Here is a 19,986-nt window from a genome sequence, read left to right on the forward strand (position 1 = left end):
TAGTTGCATTATGACGCGCGGCAAGGCGTGCACCGACAACCCGCGTGTTACGGCGCAAGCGGCGCCAGCGACGGCGACAGCGACCACGCGACGCACGCGGCATAGCCATGCGGCGCCGCTATCCATTGCGCGGATATCTCACGCATGTCGTGCGCAATGGCGCATTGCGCAGCATCACGCGATTGCCTTCGCGCGGCAGCACGGCGAGATGCTGCAAGCCTCGCGTGATGCCCACGCCTGTCGTTTTGACGAGCGCTTCCTTCGCCGTCCATGCGTCGTAGAACGCAGCCATCTGTTCGGAAGGATTGAGGCGCTCGATCCACGCAGCCTCGTCTTGATCGAGCGTTAGCTTCATGATGGAACGCCAGTCGAACCTGTCGCTGTGCTGTTCGATATCGACGCCGACGCGCCGCACATTAGACATCGCGATCAAACCAAAGGCGCCCGCATGGGAGACGTTGAAATCGGGCGCTGTCGAATCCGCGAGCCGTGGGCGCCGGTTTGCATCGAGTGCGAAGCGCACGGCATGAGCTTCGACGCCCATGCGTTGCGCGAGCAATTCGCGCAACGCCGCGCGGGTCGAGGCGAAGCGCAGCGCGTCTTCGCGGCGACGGAAGTTGTGCGCTCGTTCGCGCTCGTCGTGGCTGAGGGACGCGAACGCCACGGCATCGAGCGACGCGTCGAAACACAGATCGACCCGCCACAACGAAACGTCGGGCGGCCCTTGATGCTGAAGCGCAAGCGGTTCGACGGTGGCAGGCATCGGAAGAATTGAGCGCAATGGAATTACCGCGACTCTACATGATGGCTTCTATTCGGAGCGGCGGGATCCTACGCCCTCTTTGCCTCTTTCGGCACGCCGATCAACAGCGCGACACCGCTCGCGAACAGCAATCCGGTGAGCAGATAAAGCGCGCTATCCATGCTGCCGGTGTGTGTTTTGATCTGCCCGATCACCCACGGGCTCACTATGCCGCTCGTGATGCCGATGCTGCTAATCAACGCGATGCCGCCCGCCGCCGCGGCGCCTGACAGATAGCTCGAAGGAACGGTCCAGAAGATCGGCAGCGCAGAGAAGATCAGCACCGTAGCGAGCGACAGAATCGCGAGCATCGCTGGAAAACTGCTTAAATGCAGCGTCAAAAGCGAAAGCGCAATGCCTCCGCCAATCGTGCATACCGCGAAATGCCGGCGACGCTCTGCCCGCCGGTCGGAATGACGCGCGATCAACACCAGACCGACCGCCCCGATTGCATTCGGAATGACGCTGTAGAGACTGATTGCCAGAACATCGCGAATGCCGAAGTCGCGAATCATCAGCGGCATCCAGAAACTGAGCGTCAACGACGCACATGTCAACGAAAAATAGATGAACGCGAACAGGTAGACGCGCGGATTGCGCAAAGCCTGCATGAACGAGTGTGATGAATGCGACGATGCCGTGCGGTCCTCATCGCGTTGGGCGATTAGTCGCGCTTTCTCGCCAGCGGTGAGCCATTTTGCATGCTGCGGGCCGTCGACGAGATAAAACGCGGCGACGAGCCCAAGCAGGACGGCGGGTGCGCCTTCGATCATGAACATCCACTGCCAGCCGTACAGACCGAGCACGCCGCCCATATCACGCATGATCCAGCCCGACACCAGGCCACCGAGCACGCCGGCAACCGCGACGCCCGCGAAGAAAACCGACAGCACGGCCGCGCGCCGCCGCGCCGGATACCAATAGGTCAGATACAGCACGATGCCCGGAAAAAAGCCCGCTTCAAAGACGCCAAGCATGAAGCGCAGCACATAGAAATGCGCGGGCGTCGACACCATCATCATGCCGACCGACGCCACGCCCCAGAGCAGCATGATCCGCGTGAACGTGCGGCGTGCGCCGAATCGCGAAAGCAGGAGATTGCTGGGCACTTCGAACAGCACATAGCCGATGTAGAACACGGCGGCGCCGAGACCGTACATGGCGTCGCTGAAACCGAGGTCATGCTTCATCTGCAATTGCGCGAAGCCAATGTTGATGCGATCCAGAAATGACACGACATAGCAGAGAAACAGAAACGGGATGATACGCAGCGATACTTTGCGATACAGCAAATCGTCATGCGCGGCAGTGCCTGACCTCGGCTCGAGCGCGGGTGCAAGGGATTGACTCATCGGTTATCTCCAAACATGAGGCGTGAAGGGTCCAACGGACCCACGGGTCCGGCGTCTTGATGCACCGCGTTGTTGTCTGCTGGGGTGACGGCGCGCGAATGCGCGGAACCGCCCTACGGTCGTGATGAAGTGCGCGCGACCTGACGAGCCGGCTGCGCGTTCACGCTACATGTAGGGTGGATCACGCCGCGAGTGGATGAGTCTCGCCGCCTTGCGTCGCTGCATCAGCCACGCCTTCGCGTGCAAGCCGGATCGCTTCGAGCAGCGTCGCGTGATCGCCGATATGGTTGGCGAGCAACAGAATGAGTTGCGCATTCGCCGACTGGCTTTGTGCGTCGTCGAGGTCGCGATGCATGTCAATCAGCGCCTCGTAGAAATCGTCCGGACGCGCGAGATTCGGTTGCGTGTTCAGTGCCATGTTGTGTCTCCAGATTCTATTTATCGCTACGCGTGCGGTGATTTCAGGCTGTGCCTTCGACGCACAACGCGCGTTTCAACGCGTTCTCCACCGCGGGCACGTCGAGTCGCCGCCAGCGCGCGCATACATGCTGGTCCGGCCGGATCAGATAGAACGTTCCCGGTTGCGCGTCGTAGCGCGCGCTCGCCAGGCCTTCCGCGTCGCGCACAATCTTCACGTCCGCTATCGCGGGCGTCGGCGCTTCGCCACGCGTGACCACAACGAGTTTCAAAGGAATCGCGCCTGTGCGAAGGGTATTTAACGCAGTTTCGGTTTGCGCGTCGATGCCATGTTCGCCACAGAACAGCACGCCAGTAAATTGCTGGCCAAGATGAGCGAGCAGCCACGCCGGTTCGCGCGCCGCCTGCACCGGCGCATCAACACAGGCAGCGCCCGGCACCATCGAGCCTTCGAAGCTGTCGCTGTCCGGCGTATTGAGCGGCGAGTCGCTCAACACTGCGGGCACCGACAGGCGGCCACTGTTCGTCAGTTGTCGCGCAAACGGATGATGACGCGCGAGCTTCAAGACAGCGTCGCGGAACACGCGGCTCACGGGGCTCTTCGGTGTGATGAAATCGGTGGCACGTGTCGAGTTGCGGATGTTTTCGTCGGCGGCAAATTCGCGTTCGCTTGCATACGTGTCGAGCAACGCGTCCGATGCTTTACCTTCAAGCACCATCGCCAGCTTCCATGCGAGGTTTTCCGCGTCCTGCACGCCGCTATTAGCACCGCGTGCGCCGAACGGCGACACGCCGTGCGCGGAATCGCCCGCGAACAGCACGTTGCCGTGCCGGAAGCGCTCCATGCGCAAACACGAAAACGTATAGACGCTGACCCATTCCAGTTCGAACTTTGCGTCGGGTCCGAGCAACGCGCGCACACGTGGGATGACGCGCTCCGGCGTTTTTTCCAGCACCGGATCGGCGTCCCATCCAAGCTGGAAATCGATTCGCCACACGTTGTCCGGCTGACGATGCAGCAGCACCGATTGATTTGGGTGAAACGGCGGATCGAACCAGAACCAGCGCTCGGTCGGAAAGTCTGCTTCCATTTTCACGTCGGCGATCAGGAAGCGATCCTTGAATGTGACGCCTTTGCTGTCGAGTCCCATCAGATGCCGAATCGGACTACGCGAGCCATCGGCGGCGACCACATAGCGGCCGCGCAACGCGTACTGACCGTTGGGCGTGTCGACGGTCAACGTCACCGCTGCGTCGCACGTTCCCGGCGTTCCGCTTTGTTGCACACCGACCACTTTGCTTTTCCAGCGAATCTCGATGTTCGGCATTTGCTGCGCGCGTTCGAGCAGGAAGCCTTCGACGTAATACTGCTGCAAGTTGATGAACGCGGGCCGATGGTGGCCCGCTTCCGGCTGCAGATTGAACGAATAGACGAGATCGTCTTTGAGGAACACCTTGCCGACATTCCAGCTGATGCCCTTGTCCACCATCCGCTGACCGCATCCGAGCCGATCGAAAATATCGAGCGAGCGCTTCGAGAAGCAGATCGCGCGCGAGCCCGTGGACAACGAACAGTCGTCGTCCACAAGTACGACCGGCACGCCCTGCTGCGCGATGTCGATCGCCGTGGCGAGGCCCACCGGGCCCGCGCCGACCACGATTACCGGATAGGCCGTCTGCTCCGCGCCGCTGTGCATGTCTTGCGCGTTCTGTTCGCGGCACGGCCGGTATTCGAACGACAGTGTCTGGTAGTTGATGCTCATCTTGTGTCTCCGTCCGTCTCCGCTTTGCTCTGCTGTGCTTGCCTGCTTTTATCAGCTTCTATTCGTATGCAGATCAGGCTTGCAGTGCGTCCCACATTTCCTTGTCGCGCTGCGCAGTCCAGATGCGCGGATGCGTGATGCCGCTCGCTTCGTCGAAAGCGCGCGAGACGTCGAACGGCAAGCAATGTTCGTAAATGAACACGTGCCCGAACTTCGGATCCATTGCCTTGCGCGTGTGCGCCATCGCGGCCTTCAGATCGAGCTTCTGTGCGACCGCTTCGCGACCTTGCTGCAACAGCGTGGTGACGAAATCCTTCGTGTAATCGAGGCCCTTGTTGACGTCTTCGGGCGTGGTCAGCGTTGGGCCGCGGCCCGGCACGAGTTTCTCCGCATTGAGCGCGCGCAATGCTTCGAGCGTGGCGGGCCATTGTTCGAGTTGGGCGTCGCCGCAATAGCAGGCCGCGTCGTATTCGACGAGATCGCCGGAAAACAGCACCTTCTGCGACGGCAGCCACACCACCGTGTCGCCCTTCGTGTGGCCCGCGCCAAGATGCGCGATGCGCACTTCGAGCTTGCCGAGGAACAGCGTCATTTCCTTTTCGAACACGAGCGTCGGCCACGTCAGGCCCGGCACGCTTTCGGCGCCGGCGAAAAGACGCGGGAAGCGCTCGATCTCCGACTTCATGTCCGCTTCGCCACGCTCGACAATCATCTCGTATGTGCCGCGGCTCGCAATGATTTCCTGCGCGCCTTCCTCGAAATACGCCGACGCGCCGAGCACGCGCACCGCGTGATAGTGCGAAAGCACGACATATTTGATGGGCTTGTCGGTCACGCTGCGAATCTTCGCGATGAGGTCTTGCGCCATGGCCGGCGTGGCGGTGGTATCGACGATCAGCACGCCGTCGTCGCCAATGATCACGCCCGAGTTCGGATCGCCTTCCGCCGTGTACGCGTACGCGTTCTCGGACAGTTGCGTCCACGTGACTTTCTTGACTTCCAGATCGGCCTGGGATGCGAACGCCTTTGCCATGCTTGTCTCCCTCAAAAGTTGGACGTGAGGCGAGACGGCCGGCGGCGCGCCTCGGCGCGGGCTGGCGGTATTGAAGGTTGTCTCGCCCCGTTTTTGACTCTGTGACTGCGCCGGTGAATCGGGGTGAATGCATCTTATGGCCGCGTCAGTTTATTTGTCAATAGCGAAATCTATCGCTATACGCAAATATTCCGCCCTCTGAGATGGAGGTATGAACAGCGAGGTTTGCAGCCGGGCTTCGGTTAACATGGACGCTTTTTCGGACAAACACAGGCGTGGGCAAAGCAGCGAAACCAGCCCCGAGCAAAGGCTCGGGCGGCAGCCAGACGACGGACGGCGGCAAGACGCAGCGTGGCATTCAAAGCGTTGAAGTCGGCGGCCGGGTGTTGCTCGCGCTGGCGCGGGCGCGCGCACCGTTGGCACTGTCGGACCTCTCCGCCGCCGCCGAACTCGCGCCGGGGCAGGCGCACGCGTATCTGGTCAGCTTGAGCCGCCTTGGCCTCATCAAGCGCGATGAACTCTCCGGCCGCTACGAGCCCGGTCCGTTGTCGTTGCGCCTGGGTCTGTTGCATCTGGAGAATCAACCGGCATTTCGCGCGGCCATGCCGCGCGTGGCCGCGTTGGCCGAAGCGATCGGATTCAGCGTCGCGATCTGTATTGCGGGGCCGCAGGGGCCGACCATCGTCCGCTACGAACATGCGGGATTTCCATTGCATGTAAATCTGCATGTGGGCACGGTGATGTCGCTGCCGGCCACGTCCACGGGACGCGTGTTTTGCGCCTATCTGCCGAGCGAGACGCTCGAAACGATGTGGGCAAATCAGTCGGGCCCTGCGCAAAGCACGTCCACCAAATCGAGCGAAGACGCCGCTTTTCAGGCGGTGCTGGACAAGATCCGCGCGCGCGGCCTGGAATGCAGCGTCGACGCGCCGAGTCCGGGCATCAGCAGCCTGAGCGCGCCAGTGTTCGCTCACGACGGTCGTCTGGCCTTGGCGTTGACGGTGATCGGCTCGACTGGCGCAATCGACGTGGCCGCCGATGGCCCCGTCGCTCGCGCGTTGCTCGCAGCGGCTCGCGACATCGGCGGTGAGCTTGCCGCCGGATCTTCCCTGCTTGTATCGACCGCACCGTGACCGCTCCTGCCGATACCTCTTCTTTACCGCCCGCTTCCGCTGATGCGAAGCCGCAGCGCGGCATTCAGTCGCTCGACAGCACCGGCGACCTGCTGGCCGCGCTCGTCGCGGCGGCGCGGCCGTTGACATTGCGCGATCTCGCCGCCGCAGCCGGGATGCCGCCGGCGAAAGCGTTCCCGCATCTGGTGAGTCTGCTGAAAATCGGCTTGCTGAGCCGCGATGCGTCCGGCTGTTTCGAAGCCGGGCCGCTTGCGCTGGAACTCGGTCTGATCGGCCTGCAGCGACTTTCGCCGACGCGTGAAGCCGGGCCGGAAGTGGTCGAACTGGCGGCATCGACGGCTATGAGCGTCGCAATGGCGGTGCTCGGTCCGCTTGGGCCGACCGTCGTGCGGCTGGAGGAATCGGCGCGGCCGTTGCATGTGAGCTTGCGGGTGGGCACGGTGATGTCGCTGGTGAATACGGCGATCGGCCGCGTGTTCGCCGCCTATGTGGCTGACGATGTACGTGCTGGTCTGCTCGCGCAGGATCATTTGCGGCTGGCGGGCGCGAACGCTGCCGATGCTCTTGCCGACAAGCACGGACCAAAGCTGAAGGAAGCGTACGCGCAGCGTCTTGCGCAGATTCGCGCGGGCGGCATGGACAGTGCGCTGAGCCGGCCGGTGCCCGGCATCGACACGCTGGCGGCGCCTGTGTTCGACCACACCGGCAGCATTTGCCTCGTGCTCGCGTTGATGGGGCCGAGCGGCAGCTTCGACAGCGACGCGACGGGCGAGCCCGCGCAGACGCTGTGTGCGGCGACGTTGAGGTTGTCGCGGAGGTTTGGATGGATGGGGGCGGGGTGAGCCCCTAATCCCCCGTCTGCGGCTCATGCGACGACAGCCTCGCCTTCGCATGCCGCATCTTCTCCAGCGTCTTCGGCCCCGCCTTGAGCGCGACGCCGATTGCAAGCGCGTCCATGATGCAAAGATGCACGAGCCGCGAGACGCCGGGCGTATTCGGATCGATCGGGCTCGGCACGCGCAGCAGCAGCGGTATATCCACGAGCCACGCGAGGCGCGAGCCGACATTGGTGAGCGCGATCGTCGTCGCGCCGCGCTCCTTCGCGATCTGGATGCTTTCGTTCACCTCCGTGCTGCGTCCTGAATGCGAAATGGCAAAGGCGACGTCGCCAGGTTCCATCATGCCGGCATACAGCCGCTGCAAGTGACCGTCGGTAAAAGCCGTGGCTGCGATGTCCAGACGCAAGAACCGCAACGCCGCGTCTTGCGCGACTAGCCCCGAACCCGAGCCGACGCCGAAGAAGAACACGCGTCGTGCGCTCGAAAGCGCGGCAATGGCGCTTTCGACCACCGCCGGATCCAGCGCGCCTCGCGCATGCGTAATGCCATCGACGGCGGCCTCGCCCACTTTGTCCATCAAGGTCTGCACGTCGTCGTCGCGCGCGATCGCCGCCGACGCATACGGCAACCCGCCCGCCACGCTCTGCGCCAACTGCATCTTGAAGTCGCGCAGACCATGCGCGCCAATCGCGCGGCAAAATCGCGTGACAGAAGGCTCCGACACGTCCGCGCGCTGCGCAAGTTCAGTAATGCTCGCGCGCATCGCGAAGTCGACGTCGCTCAGCACCATGTCCGCGACCTTGCGTTCGGCGGGCCGCAAATTGGCGAGTGCGCTGCGGATGTGGGGAATCAAGTTCGGTGCGGACACCCGATGTTCCTTAAGGGTTAAATGAATCCGCGTCGGTCGCAGCCTCAAACGGCAACACGCGGCTCAGACCAGTCTGCGCCCACTCTCCGTATCGAACAGGTGAATGTGAGCGGCCGGCAAGCGCAGCGTGACGCGCTCACCAGGCTCGACCTTCGAACGTTGACGTGTCGTCACACACCACGTATCGCCGCCTATCTTCCCGTACAGATGCGTTTCGGCGCCAGTCGGCTCCACGACTTCCACTTGCATCGCCGCATCGGGCGTCTGCGTCATTGTCTCGATGTGTTCGGGCCGCACGCCTAGTGTGACCTTCGCGCCGACCGTCGCCGAAGCAGGCGCGCCTTCGAGCACGATCTCGCCACCGTCCGCGAGTTTCAATGCGAGTCCCGAGCCTTGCGCGCGGTTCACGAGGACGCCTTCGGCGAAATTCATCGACGGCGAGCCGAGAAAGCTTGCGACGAAAAGATTCGCAGGGTGATCGTAGAGCTCTAGCGGACGCCCAATCTGTTCGATCCGCCCGGCGTTCATCACGACGATGCGGTCAGCCATCGTCATGGCCTCGATCTGATCGTGCGTCACGTAAATCACCGTGTTTTTCAGGCGTTGATGCAATGCCTTGATCTCCGTGCGCATTTGCACGCGCAGCTTTGCGTCGAGATTGGACAGCGGTTCGTCGAACAGAAACAGCGACGGCTCGCGCACCACCGCGCGGCCCATCGCCACACGCTGGCGTTGCCCGCCCGACAATGCGCGCGGCAAGCGGTCGAGATAGCCGCCGAGATTGAGCATCTTCGCGGCGGCCTCTATTCGCGGCTTGAAATTTGCCGGCGACTCCTTGCGAATTCGCGGGCCGAAAGCGATATTTTCATACACCGACAGATGCGGATAAAGCGCGTAGCTCTGAAACACCATCGAGATATTGCGCTGTTGCGGCGCAAGATTATTCGCGCGCGTGCCGCCGATCATCAGGTCGCCGCCGCTGATCTCCTCGAGCCCCGCGACCATCCGCATCAACGTGCTTTTGCCGCAGCCCGACGGGCCCACGAGCACGACGAACTCGCCGTCGTCGATATGAAGGTCGATGCCGTGCACGACCTGCGTGTCGCCATAGCGTTTGAAGATGCCGCTCAGTTGCACTGCTGCCATGCTTTCCTCATCGTCTTGCGGTTTCTATCAAAGCGATTCGAGCGTCAACTCTTGAGCCATCAGACGGTTGCCGGCCATCAGTCCGCCGTCGACGGGCAACGCTACACCGGTGATCACGCGGGCCATAGGCGAAGCGAGAAACAGCACCGCGTCGGCGATATCGTCAGGCGTTGCGAAATCGCGCAACGGGTACCACTTCTTCAGGTCCTCGAACACCTGCGGGTTCTTGTCGACGCGAGCCTGCCATGCCTGCGTCTTGACCGTGCCCGGACAGACGATGTTCGCGCGAATCCCGTAGCGGCCCAATTCCACGGCAAGCGCTTTTGTGTAACTGATCAGCCCCGCCTTCGCCGCGCTATACGCGGGATGCCCGAGCGCGGCCAAACCGTTCACCGAACCGATCAGCACTAGCGCTCCGCTCTTACGCTCGATCATTGACGAACGCACGGCCTCGACGGTGTGATAGGTGCCGTTCAGGTTCAGATGAATGTCGCGCTGCCAGCTCGCGGCATCGGTCGTGGCGAGCGTCAAACCTTCGGCCGCGCCCGCATTGGCCACGAGCACATCCACCGGTCCGCGTTTTTCCACGGCGGCTGCAACCGCTTGCTGCACCGCAGCCGCGTCGCCGAGATCGACCGCAATCGGGCTGACCTGCGTTTCGCCGAGTTGCTTCGTCAAGCGCTCAAGCGCCGACGCATCGATGTCGAGCGCGAGCACGGTGTCGCCCTGCTCGACGAAACGCTTGCACAACACGCTGCCGATGCCGCCGCAAGCGCCCGTCACCAACACCACACGATTCATTTTCGCCCTCGCTATTCATGCTTGCCGCGCTGATCCAAATCGTCTGTAAATTTATTACAGCATGGAAGCTGCGCCACCCTTCGTCATCCCGAATATTGGGTTTCGTACCGTATGCCGCACGCAGAATATGCCTTCTCTACAGGCATCTTATGCACAAAACCACCTTGAACGAAATATCGCAGACCCTACGTGACAACGCATTTTTAGCCGTGTAGGATTTTTTCAAACAATTCAACCACAGCGGCCGGCGACGGCAGCGGACCATCCCACCAATCGTTGATGGGACCTTGGCAAGTGCGACAGCACTAACCAGGTCGACACAGGAGAGAGAAATGTCGTTGCATGCCCGTGCTTCCCTCGCGCTCGGCAAAGTTGCCGTGGCGCTCGCGTTTGCAGGTATTGCCGTGGCGGCCCACGCCGACACGGTTCGCGTGACCGTCGCGCACTACAGCGATGCGACCGCGCCGTACTTCGAAAAGATGGCTCGCAACTTCGAGAAAGCCAATCCCGGCACGACCATCAAGATCGAGGACGTGAACTGGGACACGCTGCAACAGAAACTTCAGACGGATATTTCCGGCAACGCGAACGCCGATCTCGCGATCGTGGGCACGCGCTGGCTGCTGGACTTCGTGAAGGACGACGTGGCGGAGCCGCTCGACGGCTACATGGATGCGAGCTTCAAAGGCCGTTTCATCGGTCCGTTCCTCGCGCCGGGCGAGATCAACGGCAAGGTCTATGGCCTGCCGATTGCGGCTTCCGCACGAGCGCTCTACTACAACAAGGACCTGCTTGCGAAAGCCGGCTATCCCGACGGCCCTAAAACATGGAACGACGTAATCGAAGCGTCGAAGAAGCTGAAAGCGCAAGGCATTGCCGGCTTCGGCCTGCAGGGCAAGGAAATCGAAACGGACGTCTACTTTTACTATGCACTGTGGACGAACGGCGGTGAAGTAATCGGCAAGGACAACAAGGCGGCGTTCAACTCGCCCGCGGGCATCAAGGCAGCGACGCTGTACAAGTCGCTGATCGATCAAGGCCTGACGCAGCCTGGCGTAACCGGCTATAGCCGCGAAGACGTGCAGAACCTCTTCAAGCAAGGCCGCGTTGCAATGATGATCTCCGCACCGTTCCTCGCCAAACAGATCAAGAAGGAAGCGCCGAACCTCAAGTACGGCATCGATCCGATTCCGATGGGCACCACGCATGCCACCTACGCGGTCACGGACTCGATCGTGATGTTCAAGAACTCGAAGGTGAAGAAGTCCGCATGGAAGTTCCTCGACTATCTGTTCACGAAGGAACCGCGTGTCGAGTTCACGACCACTGAGGGCTTCCTGCCGACCACCAAGGCTGAATCGTCGGACCCGGCGTTCAACGATCCGGATACCAAAGCATTCGTCGCATTGCTGCCAACGGCCCGCTTCGCGCCGACCGTGACAGGCTGGGAAGACACCGCGAAGGCCGTGACCGACGCAATGCAGTCGATCTATCTGGGTAAAGCCAAGCCCGCTGACGCATTGAATGCGGCGGCCACGCAAGCCAACAAGTCGCTCGGTCATTGAGCGGCGCTACGCGGTGAGATTGCGGTAGTTCGCTGCACACGGGACGCGCGCCGCCGGGGCTGCAATCGCAGCCGGATCCAAAGCGCGGCGCGCATTCCGGCCGTCATGCTGGCCGTTATCGACCGTTATCGACTATTCGGCCCATTCCGTCGCGCCCGCTTCGTTGTGCGGGCGCGTCTCACGATCGAGCACGTATGAGCCGTTCCGCTTCTTCACGCCTGCAAGCGCCCTGGTTGCTGATTGCGCCGAGCCTCGTGCTGGCGCTTTTTATCATCAGCTATCCGATTTTCAACATTGTCTGGCAATCGCTGCATGAGGTGTCGCGCTTCGGCGCAATTCGCGATTTCACGGGCTTGCAGAACTTCTACACGATCTTCGGCGACCCCGCGTTTCTCGCAGCGGCGAGGCGTACGATAGTCTGGACCGTGTTCGTGGTGGGCGGCACGGTGCTGATTTCGGTGCCCGTTGCGCTCGTGCTGAATCAGGATTTCTATGGACGCGGCGTCGCGCGAACGATTGTCATGCTGCCGTGGTCCGTCTCGTTGACCATGACTGCCGTTGTGTGGCGCTGGGCCTTCAACGACGACTACGGCATGGTCAACGTCACGCTTCAGCGCCTCGGCTTGATCGGCGGGCCGATTCATTGGCTCGCGACTCCCGAACTTGCGTTTCCGGTGGAGATCGCGGTCGGCATTCTCGTATCGATTCCATTTACTGTAACGATTCTGCTCGGCGGATTGTCGTCGGTGCCCGGCGACATCTACGAAGCGGCGCGCATCGACGGCGCCAGCGCATGGCAGCAGTTCCGCAAGCTGACGCTGCCGTTGCTGCGGCCCTTCATCAACATGACCATTCTGTTGAACGTCATTTATGTGTTCAACTCATTCCCGATTATCTGGGTGATGACGCAGGGCGGACCCAATAACAGCACGCATATTCTCGTCACGTATCTGTATGAACTCGGCTTCAGGCTCGGACGTCCAGGCGAGGCCGCGGCCGTTTCGCTCATCATGCTGGTCATGCTGTTCGTTTTCTCAATGGCGTATCTGCGTTTGCAGCCCGCGAAAGAAGGAGAACCGTCATGACGCTCAGCGCAAAAGCGAAGCGCTCGCTGTGGTGCTGGCTCGCATTGTCGCCGCTCGTGGTGGTCGTGCTGTTCCCTTTCGCCGTCATGCTGTTCACCGCATTGAAGCCTGCTTCCGAGATCTTCGTGTACCCGGCGCGCTGGCTGCCGGTGCATTGGCAATGGAGCAATTTCGTCGATATGTGGAAGGCCGCGAATTTCGGCGTGGCGCTGCGCAATAGCACGGTAATCAGCCTGCTTTCGACGCTGCTCGCGCTCGCAGTGAGCCTGCCGGCGGCTTACGCATTGGCGCGGTTCCCGTTCCGCGGACGCGGAACGTATCGCCAGTTCCTGCTCGTCACGCAAATGCTGTCGCCTATTCTGCTGGTGGTCGGCCTGTTCAGGCTCGCGGCCATGATTCCTTATGGCGACGGCAATCTTGTTGATTCGAAAATCGGCGTCATCGTCTCCTATGCGGCGTTCAATATCGCATTTGCTGTCTGGATGCTGTCGTCGTATTTTCAAACGGTGCCGCGCGATCTTGAAGAATCAGCGTGGCTCGAAGGATGCGGCCGCACTAAGGCCGTTTTCAAGGTGTTTCTGCCGCTTGCCGTGCCCGCGATCGTCGTCACGGCGATCTTCACGTTTATCAACGCCTGGAATGAGTTTGCCGTTGTCTACACGTTGATCCGCTCGCCGGAGAACAAGACGCTCACCGTGCAGGTAACCGATATGGTCGCGGGCAAGTATGTGGTGGAGTGGCATCTGGTGATGGCCGCTACGCTTTGCGCGACGTTGCCGGTGTCGATCGTCTTTGCGTGGTTGCAGCGGTATCTGGTGAAAGGGCTAGCGTTGGGGGCGGTGAAGTAGATCTGACCAGACCGCGCTGACGTGCAACGCCCGCAGCAGCGCAGTAGTCATGGCGGTCGACGAGTCGGCCGCCATAAACAGCGTTATTCAGCGCCGCGAACGATCCGCAGGTCGCGTTCCACTGCATCGCCCAAAGCTGCGAGCGCCTTCTTATAGTCGTCGCGATCATACGCGGCGACCGCATCTTCATAGGACGGGAACTCGATCACCACCGTCCGCTCCTTCAGGCCTTGCTCGTGAACTTCTTCGGCGACGCCGCGCACGAGGAACTTGCCGCCTGCAGCCGCCACGGCGGGGCCCGCCAACTGACCGTAGGCGGCCAGCTTCGACGGGTCGTTGATCTTGCGATACGTGGTTACCCAATACCCCTTGCTCATTTGACGCTCCTTGTGCGTGTTGGCCATGAGTCGAGGAGCGTAACAGAGAATGCCCGACGCGCCTTTAATGCCCCGATGCGTCGCGGTCTCTCCGAAAGATGCGCAGGCGCCAACGCTCGCCTCTACAAATAGCGCCACATGTCCGCAAAAGATGGCCCAAAAAGTTGAATAGCGGCGGGTGACAAACGGCCGACTTCTCTAGAAACTCTTTCGTACGATCCACGTAATGCGTCGACGCTGGCCGCTCCTGCATGATTGCAGCCGAGTGCCTCACGGTGAGGCAATGAGTCGTCGTTTATCATGGACCTTACTCTGCCTTGGATGAAGCTTTAGTTTAGATATGACGAATACCGGCAAGACGTTGATTATCGGTCTGGTGCTAGCGGACCTGGTGGTCTGCGGCTATTTATTTTATCCGCGCGAGGACAGGAAGTCGGCGCCTCCAGCCGAGGCGGCCCTGACCGCGCCCGACACGACCGATTCGCGCTCCTACGGCGAAAGCCATGTGATTGCGGGCAGTATCGCGCGCCCTGGTTCACCGGACGCAAGCGCGAATGCGAGCGCGAAAACCAATTACGGCACGATTGTGAGTGGCGGGGATGTGCGGGCGTCCGCACCGGCGGCGCCTATGCCGACGATGCCTGCAGCCACGGCGGCACCGGCCACCACATTGTCGAACATCCCAGCGGCGGAGATGCAACCTCAGGCACAGCTCGCGCAACCCGCACAACCGCAGACGCAGACGCAGGTGCAACCTCAACCGCAACCTCAACGCTACAGCGCCAGATCCAAGGCCACGCAGCATGCGGAGGACGCACGGAGCCATGAAGATCTGCGCCACCACGGTTCGAACGACGTCGGCGCCTTGATGACGGAGTTGCTCGTCCGCGAGTCGGCGAAGCTCGATCCGTCATTGCCGCCGCCGCCCGCGTCTCCGTCGCCGCCGCCGTCGTCCGTGACGGATCGCGAGCCGATCAATCGGCGCAACTCTAATCCTGTCGCGGCTGCGATGACCGATCAGCTGGTAAAGGAGTCCGCCCGGGTGACGCCTGCTTCCGGCGCGCAGAGGCAGCCGGGCACGCAATAGGCGCGGACTGCTCAAGCGGACGGCCGCTTTGTTTGCGGCAGCAAACCCCGCTATCTGAAGGCAACAGTGGTTTTCGCGCTGCGGCATCCGAAGCCGCCGAGGTGTTCGGCGCGCATCTTCGTCAGCAACTGAGTTCGGCGGTGTTTTCGCCGGAGGCCGTGGACGCTATTCCACGACTACTCCGTCTGTCGACCTCCGGCCTGCCGTTCCCCGGACGGCGGGCCTTTTCTCGCACTGTGTTGTTCAGGCAGTCTCGTCCTCCACGATCGGTTCGCGAGCCATGAACCAGTAGAACAGTGCCGCGCATCCGGCAATGGCGCCGCCTGAGATGAAGGCAAGCGCATACGAACCGGTACGGTCCACGATGAACCCGGCGACGACCGGCGAGAACGCACCGCCGAAATAGCCGCCGAAGTTCTGGATCGAACTGACAGAAGCAATCATCGACGACGGCGCAATGTCCGCCGCCAGTGCCCACGCCGAACCGACCACGGCCGCAATGAACGCGAGTCCGACGGTGAATAAAGCGAGGGTGATGTTCAACGCGTGAGTGAACGGCAGCGCAATTGCGCACGCGGCGGCGCCCACCGCGCAGCATGCAATCAATAACCGCTTCGCGGCAATCGGCGACGCAAATCCACGATCCACCATCTTCTTCGCAAGATAGCCAACCGCGATCTCGCCGAGGGCGCCACCCGCCCAAGGAATGCCCGCATACACACCAAGCTGCGCGAACGAAATGTGGAACCGGTCGAGCAAATAGAGCGGCAAGAACACGAGGAAGATATTCCACAGCCAGATCGTGCAGAAGTAGCCGAGAATCATGCCCCACACGCTGCGTCGCGCGAACAACGACCGCCACCGCAGCTTTGAATTGACGAGCGACCGTTCATGACCGCCGCCACCCGCTTCGATGTATTCGCGCTCATCTTTCGAAAGACGCTTACTGTCCACCGGATTGCGATACAACATCAGGAACAGTAGCGCAAAGGCAATGCCGAAAGCGCCCGTCACATGAAAGAGCGAGCGCCAGCCGAACGCGACCATCAGCGCGACCAGCATGGCCGGCGCGATCGCCGGCCCCCACTTCGAAGACGAATCCCATACGCCCGTCGCAAAGCCGCGCTCTTTCGCCGGGAACCACGCGGCAGTAATCTTCGCCGAAGTCGGCCAGCACGGCGCCTCGCCGACCGCGAGCAACGCGCGCATCACGATGAGTCCGGAGATCGATCCGACCACACCGGTGAGCCACGTGGCGACGCTCCACCAGATCATCGCGAACGCGTAAGCGCGTTTCGCACCGAAGCGGTCGATCACCCAGCCCGCCGGCAATTGCATAACCGCATACGTCCATGCAAATACGCTGCCCAGCAGGCCGATCTGCGTGCGTGTCAGGCCAAGTTCCTGAATCATGCCCGGCGCTGCGATCGAAAGACTTGCGCGGTCGATGTAGTTGATAATCCCGCCGATCAGCAACCAGATGAGCACATTCCAACGGAAGTTAAAGCGAGCGGGACGCACTGCGGCGGCCGTGAGCGAAGTGGTGGGCTTGTCCAAAACGTGTCTCCGTCTAGATGGGCGTTAATGGCCATTCGTCGTTGTCGGTATGCATCGTGCGGTGCAGCGTGGCGCTGTACTTGTATGCACATACTGAATGACAAGTGTACGGATGCGAACGCAAGAGCTCCAATGTCGAAACGGTATGTGGCGATAGCGTTTTCGTTATCGTTAGGACGCTATGGCCAATGCGGCGATCGATCCGCCACGCGATCCGTGTGATCGCACGGCTGCAATGCGGCGGCGTGAATCAACGGAAGCGCGGCGCACTAAACTATCGGGCAACGCCCGCGCCCATCATCGTTCGATTTAAGTGGAGACAAAGTGAAATTCGACACGACAACCGTCCGGCTGATCCTGGCCATTGCGGAAGAAGGCAGCATCTCGCGCGCGGCCGACAAGCTGAGCCTGGCAGTCGCGGCAGCGTCGCGGCGCGTGTCGGACCTGGAAGATCAACTTGGCGCGAAGCTCTTCAGGCGCGTGCCGCACGGCGTGGACATCACCGAGTCAGGCGCGAAGTTAGTGGAGTATGTCCGGCAGATCGACAACCTGATAGACCGCATGGAAGGCGACGCGCAGGCGCTCAATCATGGTCTCGACGGACGCATCATCATCGGCGCGCCGAAAGCGGTCGTCATTCAGTTCCTCGCTCGCGAAATCGCCGCGATCCAGCGCAAGTACCCCCGCATCGCACTGAAAATCGTCGAGGAAAACAGCAAAATCGTGCAGCAACTGCTGCGCGATAAAGTGATCGACGTGGGCATCTACGAGAAGAAAAGCGGCTTTCTGGATCTGGACAAGTCCGCGTATAGAGATGATCGGCTCGTGCTGGTGTATAGCCGCGCGCATTTCGAATTCGAGCGGCAGCCCGTGGGCGTCGACGATATCCTCGACCTTCCCATCGTCAGTCTGGGCAAGGGCTCGGCGGTGCTGTCCGCAGTCGAGCGCGCATATCGCAGCCGCGGGCGGCTGTTCCCGAACAACTTCACGGTAAACGGCTTCGACACGATGCTTGCCATGGTGCGCCACGGTCTCGGCGTTGGCTTGATGCCGCCCGATGTCTTACAGAGCTTCCATCCCGAGGATTCGCTCGCTTCCGTCGAGCTCGACGCAGACTGGTCCCGGCGTAGCTACGTGTTGTCCTGCGTCGAAGGGCACGCGCAGGAGCAAACGCTGCGCAACGTCGTGGCTCAATTGCTGGCGGGCAGCGCCTAGCCGAACGACCACGGGCGACGGTTTCGCGAACCGCGAAACCAGCCATGACGGGGCGATTCTTGCGGCAGCCCTCGCACTCGGCGACAGTGGAGCTACAACACAGCCACTTATCCAGGAGGAAGCTCGACATGACGGAATCAAGGCATCTACCACTGCAAGGCATTCGCGTGCTGGACGTGAGCCAGGTCATGGCGGGCCCGTTCGCCTGCATGATGCTGGCCGACCTGGGCGCGGACGTCATCAAGGTCGAACCGCCCGAAGGCGATCAGACTCGCGGCTCGATGGGCTTCAAGATGAAGGGCCCCGACAGCATGGGGTTCCTTAACCTCAACCGCAACAAGCGCTCCGTCACACTCGACCTGAAGAGTGACGAGGGACGCGAGTTGTTTTATAAGCTTGCCAGAACGGCTGATGTCATCGTGGAGAATTACCGCCCCGGCGTCGTGCAGCGTTTGCGGATCGACTACGAGTCGATCAAGGCGATCAACCCCAAGATCGTCTACGCGAGCATTTCAGGCTTCGGGCAGAGCGGACCATGGGCGTCGCGGCCCGGCTTCGATCTGATGGCGCAGGCCATGTCCGGCGTGATGAGCGTGACCGGCTATAAAGGCGGCAAGCCTGTAAAGGCGGGCGTACCGGTGGCCGACATCGGCTGTGCGCTGTTCGCTGTGTACGGTCTTCTGTCGGCCTATATCGGTGCGCAGAAAACCGGGGAAGGCCAGCATATCGACGCGTCGCTGTTCGACTCCATCATGGCCTTCTCGATCTGGGACATGTCGGACTACTGGGGCACTGGCTTGCCGCCCACGCCGCTCGGCACGAGCAACAAGATGAGCGCGCCCTATCAGGCGGTGAAGGCACGTGACGGTTACTTCGTGATGGGCGCAACGAACCAGAAACTGTGGACAAAGCTGTGCAACGTATTGGAGCGGCCGGATCTGATCGACCATACCGATTACGCCACCGTGTCGCTGCGCCTGAAAAATCGCGAGGCGATGATCGAGGTGCTGGAGCAGGAATTCGCCAAGCGCGACAGCAGCGAATGGGTGGACGTGTTGCTCGCGGCCGGCATACCAGCAGGACCGATTCTTTCGTACCCCGAAGCATTCGGAAGCGACCACGCGCGGCATCGCAACATGTGTATGGAAATCGACCATCCGAACGAGGGCAAGGTCAAGAACATCGGCTTTCCCGTCAAGCTGCTCGGCACGCCGCCGACCGTGCGCCGCCATCCGCCGCTGCTGGGTGAACATAACGACGAGATCTTCGCGGAGATCAACGGAGCCGCGTCATGAGCGAACTGGTTAGCCTCAGCGTCGACGGTTCGGGCGCGGCGGAAATCGTGATCGACAGACCTGAGCGGCACAACGCGATGACGCTCGACATGTACGAGTCGCTCCTCGCACTCGTCGCGCAGTGTGAAGCGAACAGCGACGTGCGCTGCATCTTGTTGCGCGGCGCCGGCGGCAGATCTTTCATCTCCGGCACGGACATCGGCTATTTCACGGACTTCCGCGATGGGCGCGACGGCGTTGCGTACGAAGCGTTCGTCGAGCGCGTGATCGGCACGGTCGAGCGAATCGCGAAGCCCACCATAGCGGTGATAGACGGCTGGGCCGTGGGTGGCGGTCTGGCGCTTGCCACGGCCTGTGATTTCCGCGTATGCAGCGACGCATCGCGCTTTGGTGCTCCCATTGCGAAGACGCTGTCCAATACGCTTTCATCGCGCAACATCGCGCGGCTCCAGGCGGCGTTGGGCACGCCGCGCGTCAAAAAGATGCTGTTGCTCGCCGACTATCTGACGGCCGACGAAGCGCTGGCCTGCGGATACGTCTATCAGGTCTGCGCGCCTGGCCTGCTGCAGGAGGCAGCGCATACGCTCGCGCAACGGTTGATGGCGCTCTCGCCCGTCACGCAGAAAGCGGTGAAGGAGAGCTTGCGTCGCATCGTCGTCGAACAACGACTCGACGATGAGGACCTGATCGACGAAGTGTATGGCAGCACCGGCTTCAGGGAAGCGGTGCTTGCGTTTACATCGGGCGGTTCTAAGTCGTGAGTGCGTGGGCCGCACCTGTATTGCCGGTGTGGTCCAGAAGCA

Annotated in this window: 19 protein-coding genes; 9 read left to right on the forward strand and 10 right to left on the reverse strand. The window is 61.5% G+C overall.

The annotated features are described in order from the left end of the window. Nucleotides 1–118: 118 nt before the first annotated feature. The 5 genes from RW095_RS13345 to RW095_RS13365 form a co-directional block, all read right to left on the reverse strand. On the reverse strand, nucleotides 119–763 hold the full coding sequence (locus RW095_RS13345) for a 4'-phosphopantetheinyl transferase family protein (RefSeq protein ID WP_317019452.1): 645 nt from the start codon (nucleotides 761–763) through the stop codon (nucleotides 119–121). 68 nt (nucleotides 764–831) lie between these two features. Then, on the reverse strand, nucleotides 832–2,154 hold the full coding sequence (locus RW095_RS13350) for an MFS transporter (protein WP_317019453.1): 1,323 nt from the start codon (nucleotides 2,152–2,154) through the stop codon (nucleotides 832–834). Between the two features lie 181 nt (nucleotides 2,155–2,335). Beyond that, nucleotides 2,336–2,572 (reverse strand): DUF2783 domain-containing protein, encoded by a 237-nt coding sequence (locus RW095_RS13355; RefSeq protein WP_128584087.1) that lies wholly within the window; start codon nucleotides 2,570–2,572, stop codon nucleotides 2,336–2,338. 43 nt (nucleotides 2,573–2,615) lie between these two features. After that, nucleotides 2,616–4,334, reverse strand: coding sequence for an FAD-dependent oxidoreductase (locus RW095_RS13360; RefSeq protein WP_317019454.1), 1,719 nt, complete (start codon nucleotides 4,332–4,334; stop codon nucleotides 2,616–2,618). A gap of 73 nt (nucleotides 4,335–4,407) precedes the next feature. Continuing rightward, complete coding sequence (locus RW095_RS13365) at nucleotides 4,408–5,367, reverse strand: MBL fold metallo-hydrolase (protein ID WP_317019455.1); 960 nt, start codon at nucleotides 5,365–5,367, stop codon at nucleotides 4,408–4,410. 275 nt (nucleotides 5,368–5,642) lie between these two features. Here RW095_RS13365 and RW095_RS13370 point away from each other — a divergent pair, with 275 nt between their 5' ends. Together RW095_RS13370 and RW095_RS13375 are read left to right on the forward strand one after the other, a co-directional pair. Further along, nucleotides 5,643–6,500: an IclR family transcriptional regulator gene (locus tag RW095_RS13370; protein WP_317019456.1), complete on the forward strand. Its 858-nt coding sequence runs from the start codon at nucleotides 5,643–5,645 to the stop codon at nucleotides 6,498–6,500. Next, nucleotides 6,497–7,342: an IclR family transcriptional regulator gene (locus tag RW095_RS13375; protein ID WP_317019457.1), complete on the forward strand. Its 846-nt coding sequence runs from the start codon at nucleotides 6,497–6,499 to the stop codon at nucleotides 7,340–7,342. The genes RW095_RS13370 and RW095_RS13375 overlap by 4 nt, the downstream gene beginning before the upstream one ends. Before the next feature lie 4 nt (nucleotides 7,343–7,346). On the opposite strand, the gene RW095_RS13380 is transcribed toward RW095_RS13375, so the two are convergent. The 3 genes from RW095_RS13380 to RW095_RS13390 form a co-directional block, all read right to left on the reverse strand. Continuing rightward, on the reverse strand, nucleotides 7,347–8,207 hold the full coding sequence (locus RW095_RS13380; protein ID WP_128596169.1) for a MurR/RpiR family transcriptional regulator: 861 nt from the start codon (nucleotides 8,205–8,207) through the stop codon (nucleotides 7,347–7,349). Nucleotides 8,208–8,270: 63 nt separating this feature from the next. Continuing rightward, nucleotides 8,271–9,353, reverse strand: coding sequence for an ABC transporter ATP-binding protein (locus tag RW095_RS13385; protein WP_317019458.1), 1,083 nt, complete (start codon nucleotides 9,351–9,353; stop codon nucleotides 8,271–8,273). 27 nt (nucleotides 9,354–9,380) lie between these two features. Then, nucleotides 9,381–10,154 (reverse strand): SDR family oxidoreductase, encoded by a 774-nt coding sequence (locus RW095_RS13390; RefSeq protein WP_317019459.1) that lies wholly within the window; start codon nucleotides 10,152–10,154, stop codon nucleotides 9,381–9,383. 332 nt (nucleotides 10,155–10,486) lie between these two features. On the opposite strand from RW095_RS13390, the gene RW095_RS13395 reads away from it, so the two are divergent. The 3 genes from RW095_RS13395 (at nucleotide 10,487) to RW095_RS13405 (ending at nucleotide 13,652) form a co-directional block, all read left to right on the forward strand. After that, entirely contained in the window at nucleotides 10,487–11,719 is a 1,233-nt protein-coding gene (locus RW095_RS13395; protein WP_317019460.1) for an ABC transporter substrate-binding protein, read from the forward strand. Between the two features lie 194 nt (nucleotides 11,720–11,913). Next, nucleotides 11,914–12,804, forward strand: coding sequence for a carbohydrate ABC transporter permease (locus RW095_RS13400; RefSeq protein WP_317019461.1), 891 nt, complete (start codon nucleotides 11,914–11,916; stop codon nucleotides 12,802–12,804). Next, on the forward strand, nucleotides 12,801–13,652 hold the full coding sequence (locus tag RW095_RS13405; protein ID WP_317019462.1) for a carbohydrate ABC transporter permease: 852 nt from the start codon (nucleotides 12,801–12,803) through the stop codon (nucleotides 13,650–13,652). Before RW095_RS13400 ends, RW095_RS13405 begins: the two co-directional genes overlap by 4 nt. A gap of 83 nt (nucleotides 13,653–13,735) precedes the next feature. Here RW095_RS13405 and RW095_RS13410 read toward each other — a convergent pair whose 3' ends face one another. Further along, nucleotides 13,736–14,029 carry a DUF1330 domain-containing protein gene (locus RW095_RS13410; protein ID WP_128584095.1) on the reverse strand — a complete coding sequence of 98 codons (294 nt, stop codon included), beginning with the start codon at nucleotides 14,027–14,029 and terminating at the stop codon, nucleotides 13,736–13,738. A gap of 340 nt (nucleotides 14,030–14,369) precedes the next feature. Between RW095_RS13410 and RW095_RS13415 the strand changes: the two genes are divergently transcribed. Continuing rightward, nucleotides 14,370–15,116 carry a hypothetical protein gene (locus RW095_RS13415; RefSeq protein ID WP_317019463.1) on the forward strand — a complete coding sequence of 249 codons (747 nt, stop codon included), beginning with the start codon at nucleotides 14,370–14,372 and terminating at the stop codon, nucleotides 15,114–15,116. A gap of 243 nt (nucleotides 15,117–15,359) precedes the next feature. Here the strand turns inward: RW095_RS13415 and RW095_RS13420 are convergent, their stop codons facing one another. Next, on the reverse strand, nucleotides 15,360–16,673 hold the full coding sequence (locus RW095_RS13420) for an MFS transporter (protein ID WP_317019464.1): 1,314 nt from the start codon (nucleotides 16,671–16,673) through the stop codon (nucleotides 15,360–15,362). A 324-nt stretch (nucleotides 16,674–16,997) separates the two neighbouring features. Here RW095_RS13420 and RW095_RS13425 point away from each other — a divergent pair, with 324 nt between their 5' ends. From RW095_RS13425 to RW095_RS13435, 3 genes are all read left to right on the forward strand, one after another. Beyond that, complete coding sequence (locus tag RW095_RS13425; protein WP_317019465.1) at nucleotides 16,998–17,888, forward strand: LysR family transcriptional regulator; 891 nt, start codon at nucleotides 16,998–17,000, stop codon at nucleotides 17,886–17,888. A gap of 128 nt (nucleotides 17,889–18,016) precedes the next feature. Further along, entirely contained in the window at nucleotides 18,017–19,183 is a 1,167-nt protein-coding gene (locus RW095_RS13430) for a CaiB/BaiF CoA transferase family protein (RefSeq protein ID WP_317019466.1), read from the forward strand. Next, on the forward strand, nucleotides 19,180–19,944 hold the full coding sequence (locus RW095_RS13435) for an enoyl-CoA hydratase (protein ID WP_317019467.1): 765 nt from the start codon (nucleotides 19,180–19,182) through the stop codon (nucleotides 19,942–19,944). The genes RW095_RS13430 and RW095_RS13435 overlap by 4 nt, the downstream gene beginning before the upstream one ends. The last annotated feature ends 42 nt before the right edge of the window (nucleotides 19,945–19,986 follow it).

It is taken from the genome of Paraburkholderia kirstenboschensis (assembly GCF_032806925.1).
Taxonomy (GTDB): Bacteria; Pseudomonadota; Gammaproteobacteria; order Burkholderiales; family Burkholderiaceae; genus Paraburkholderia; species Paraburkholderia kirstenboschensis.

Coding starts and splice junctions, on each gene's coding strand:
- RW095_RS13345 (WP_317019452.1), bottom strand. CDS start 763: ATGCCTGCCACCGTCGAACCGCTTGCGCTTCAGCATCAAGGGCCGCCC.
- RW095_RS13350 (WP_317019453.1), bottom strand. CDS start 2,154: ATGAGTCAATCCCTTGCACCCGCGCTCGAGCCGAGGTCAGGCACTGCC.
- RW095_RS13355 (WP_128584087.1), bottom strand. CDS start 2,572: ATGGCACTGAACACGCAACCGAATCTCGCGCGTCCGGACGATTTCTAC.
- RW095_RS13360 (WP_317019454.1), bottom strand. CDS start 4,334: ATGAGCATCAACTACCAGACACTGTCGTTCGAATACCGGCCGTGCCGC.
- RW095_RS13365 (WP_317019455.1), bottom strand. CDS start 5,367: ATGGCAAAGGCGTTCGCATCCCAGGCCGATCTGGAAGTCAAGAAAGTC.
- RW095_RS13385 (WP_317019458.1), bottom strand. CDS start 9,353: ATGGCAGCAGTGCAACTGAGCGGCATCTTCAAACGCTATGGCGACACG.
- RW095_RS13390 (WP_317019459.1), bottom strand. CDS start 10,154: ATGAATCGTGTGGTGTTGGTGACGGGCGCTTGCGGCGGCATCGGCAGC.
- RW095_RS13395 (WP_317019460.1), top strand. CDS start 10,487: ATGTCGTTGCATGCCCGTGCTTCCCTCGCGCTCGGCAAAGTTGCCGTG.
- RW095_RS13400 (WP_317019461.1), top strand. CDS start 11,914: ATGAGCCGTTCCGCTTCTTCACGCCTGCAAGCGCCCTGGTTGCTGATT.
- RW095_RS13405 (WP_317019462.1), top strand. CDS start 12,801: ATGACGCTCAGCGCAAAAGCGAAGCGCTCGCTGTGGTGCTGGCTCGCA.
- RW095_RS13410 (WP_128584095.1), bottom strand. CDS start 14,029: ATGAGCAAGGGGTATTGGGTAACCACGTATCGCAAGATCAACGACCCG.
- RW095_RS13415 (WP_317019463.1), top strand. CDS start 14,370: ATGACGAATACCGGCAAGACGTTGATTATCGGTCTGGTGCTAGCGGAC.
- RW095_RS13430 (WP_317019466.1), top strand. CDS start 18,017: ATGACGGAATCAAGGCATCTACCACTGCAAGGCATTCGCGTGCTGGAC.
- RW095_RS13435 (WP_317019467.1), top strand. CDS start 19,180: ATGAGCGAACTGGTTAGCCTCAGCGTCGACGGTTCGGGCGCGGCGGAA.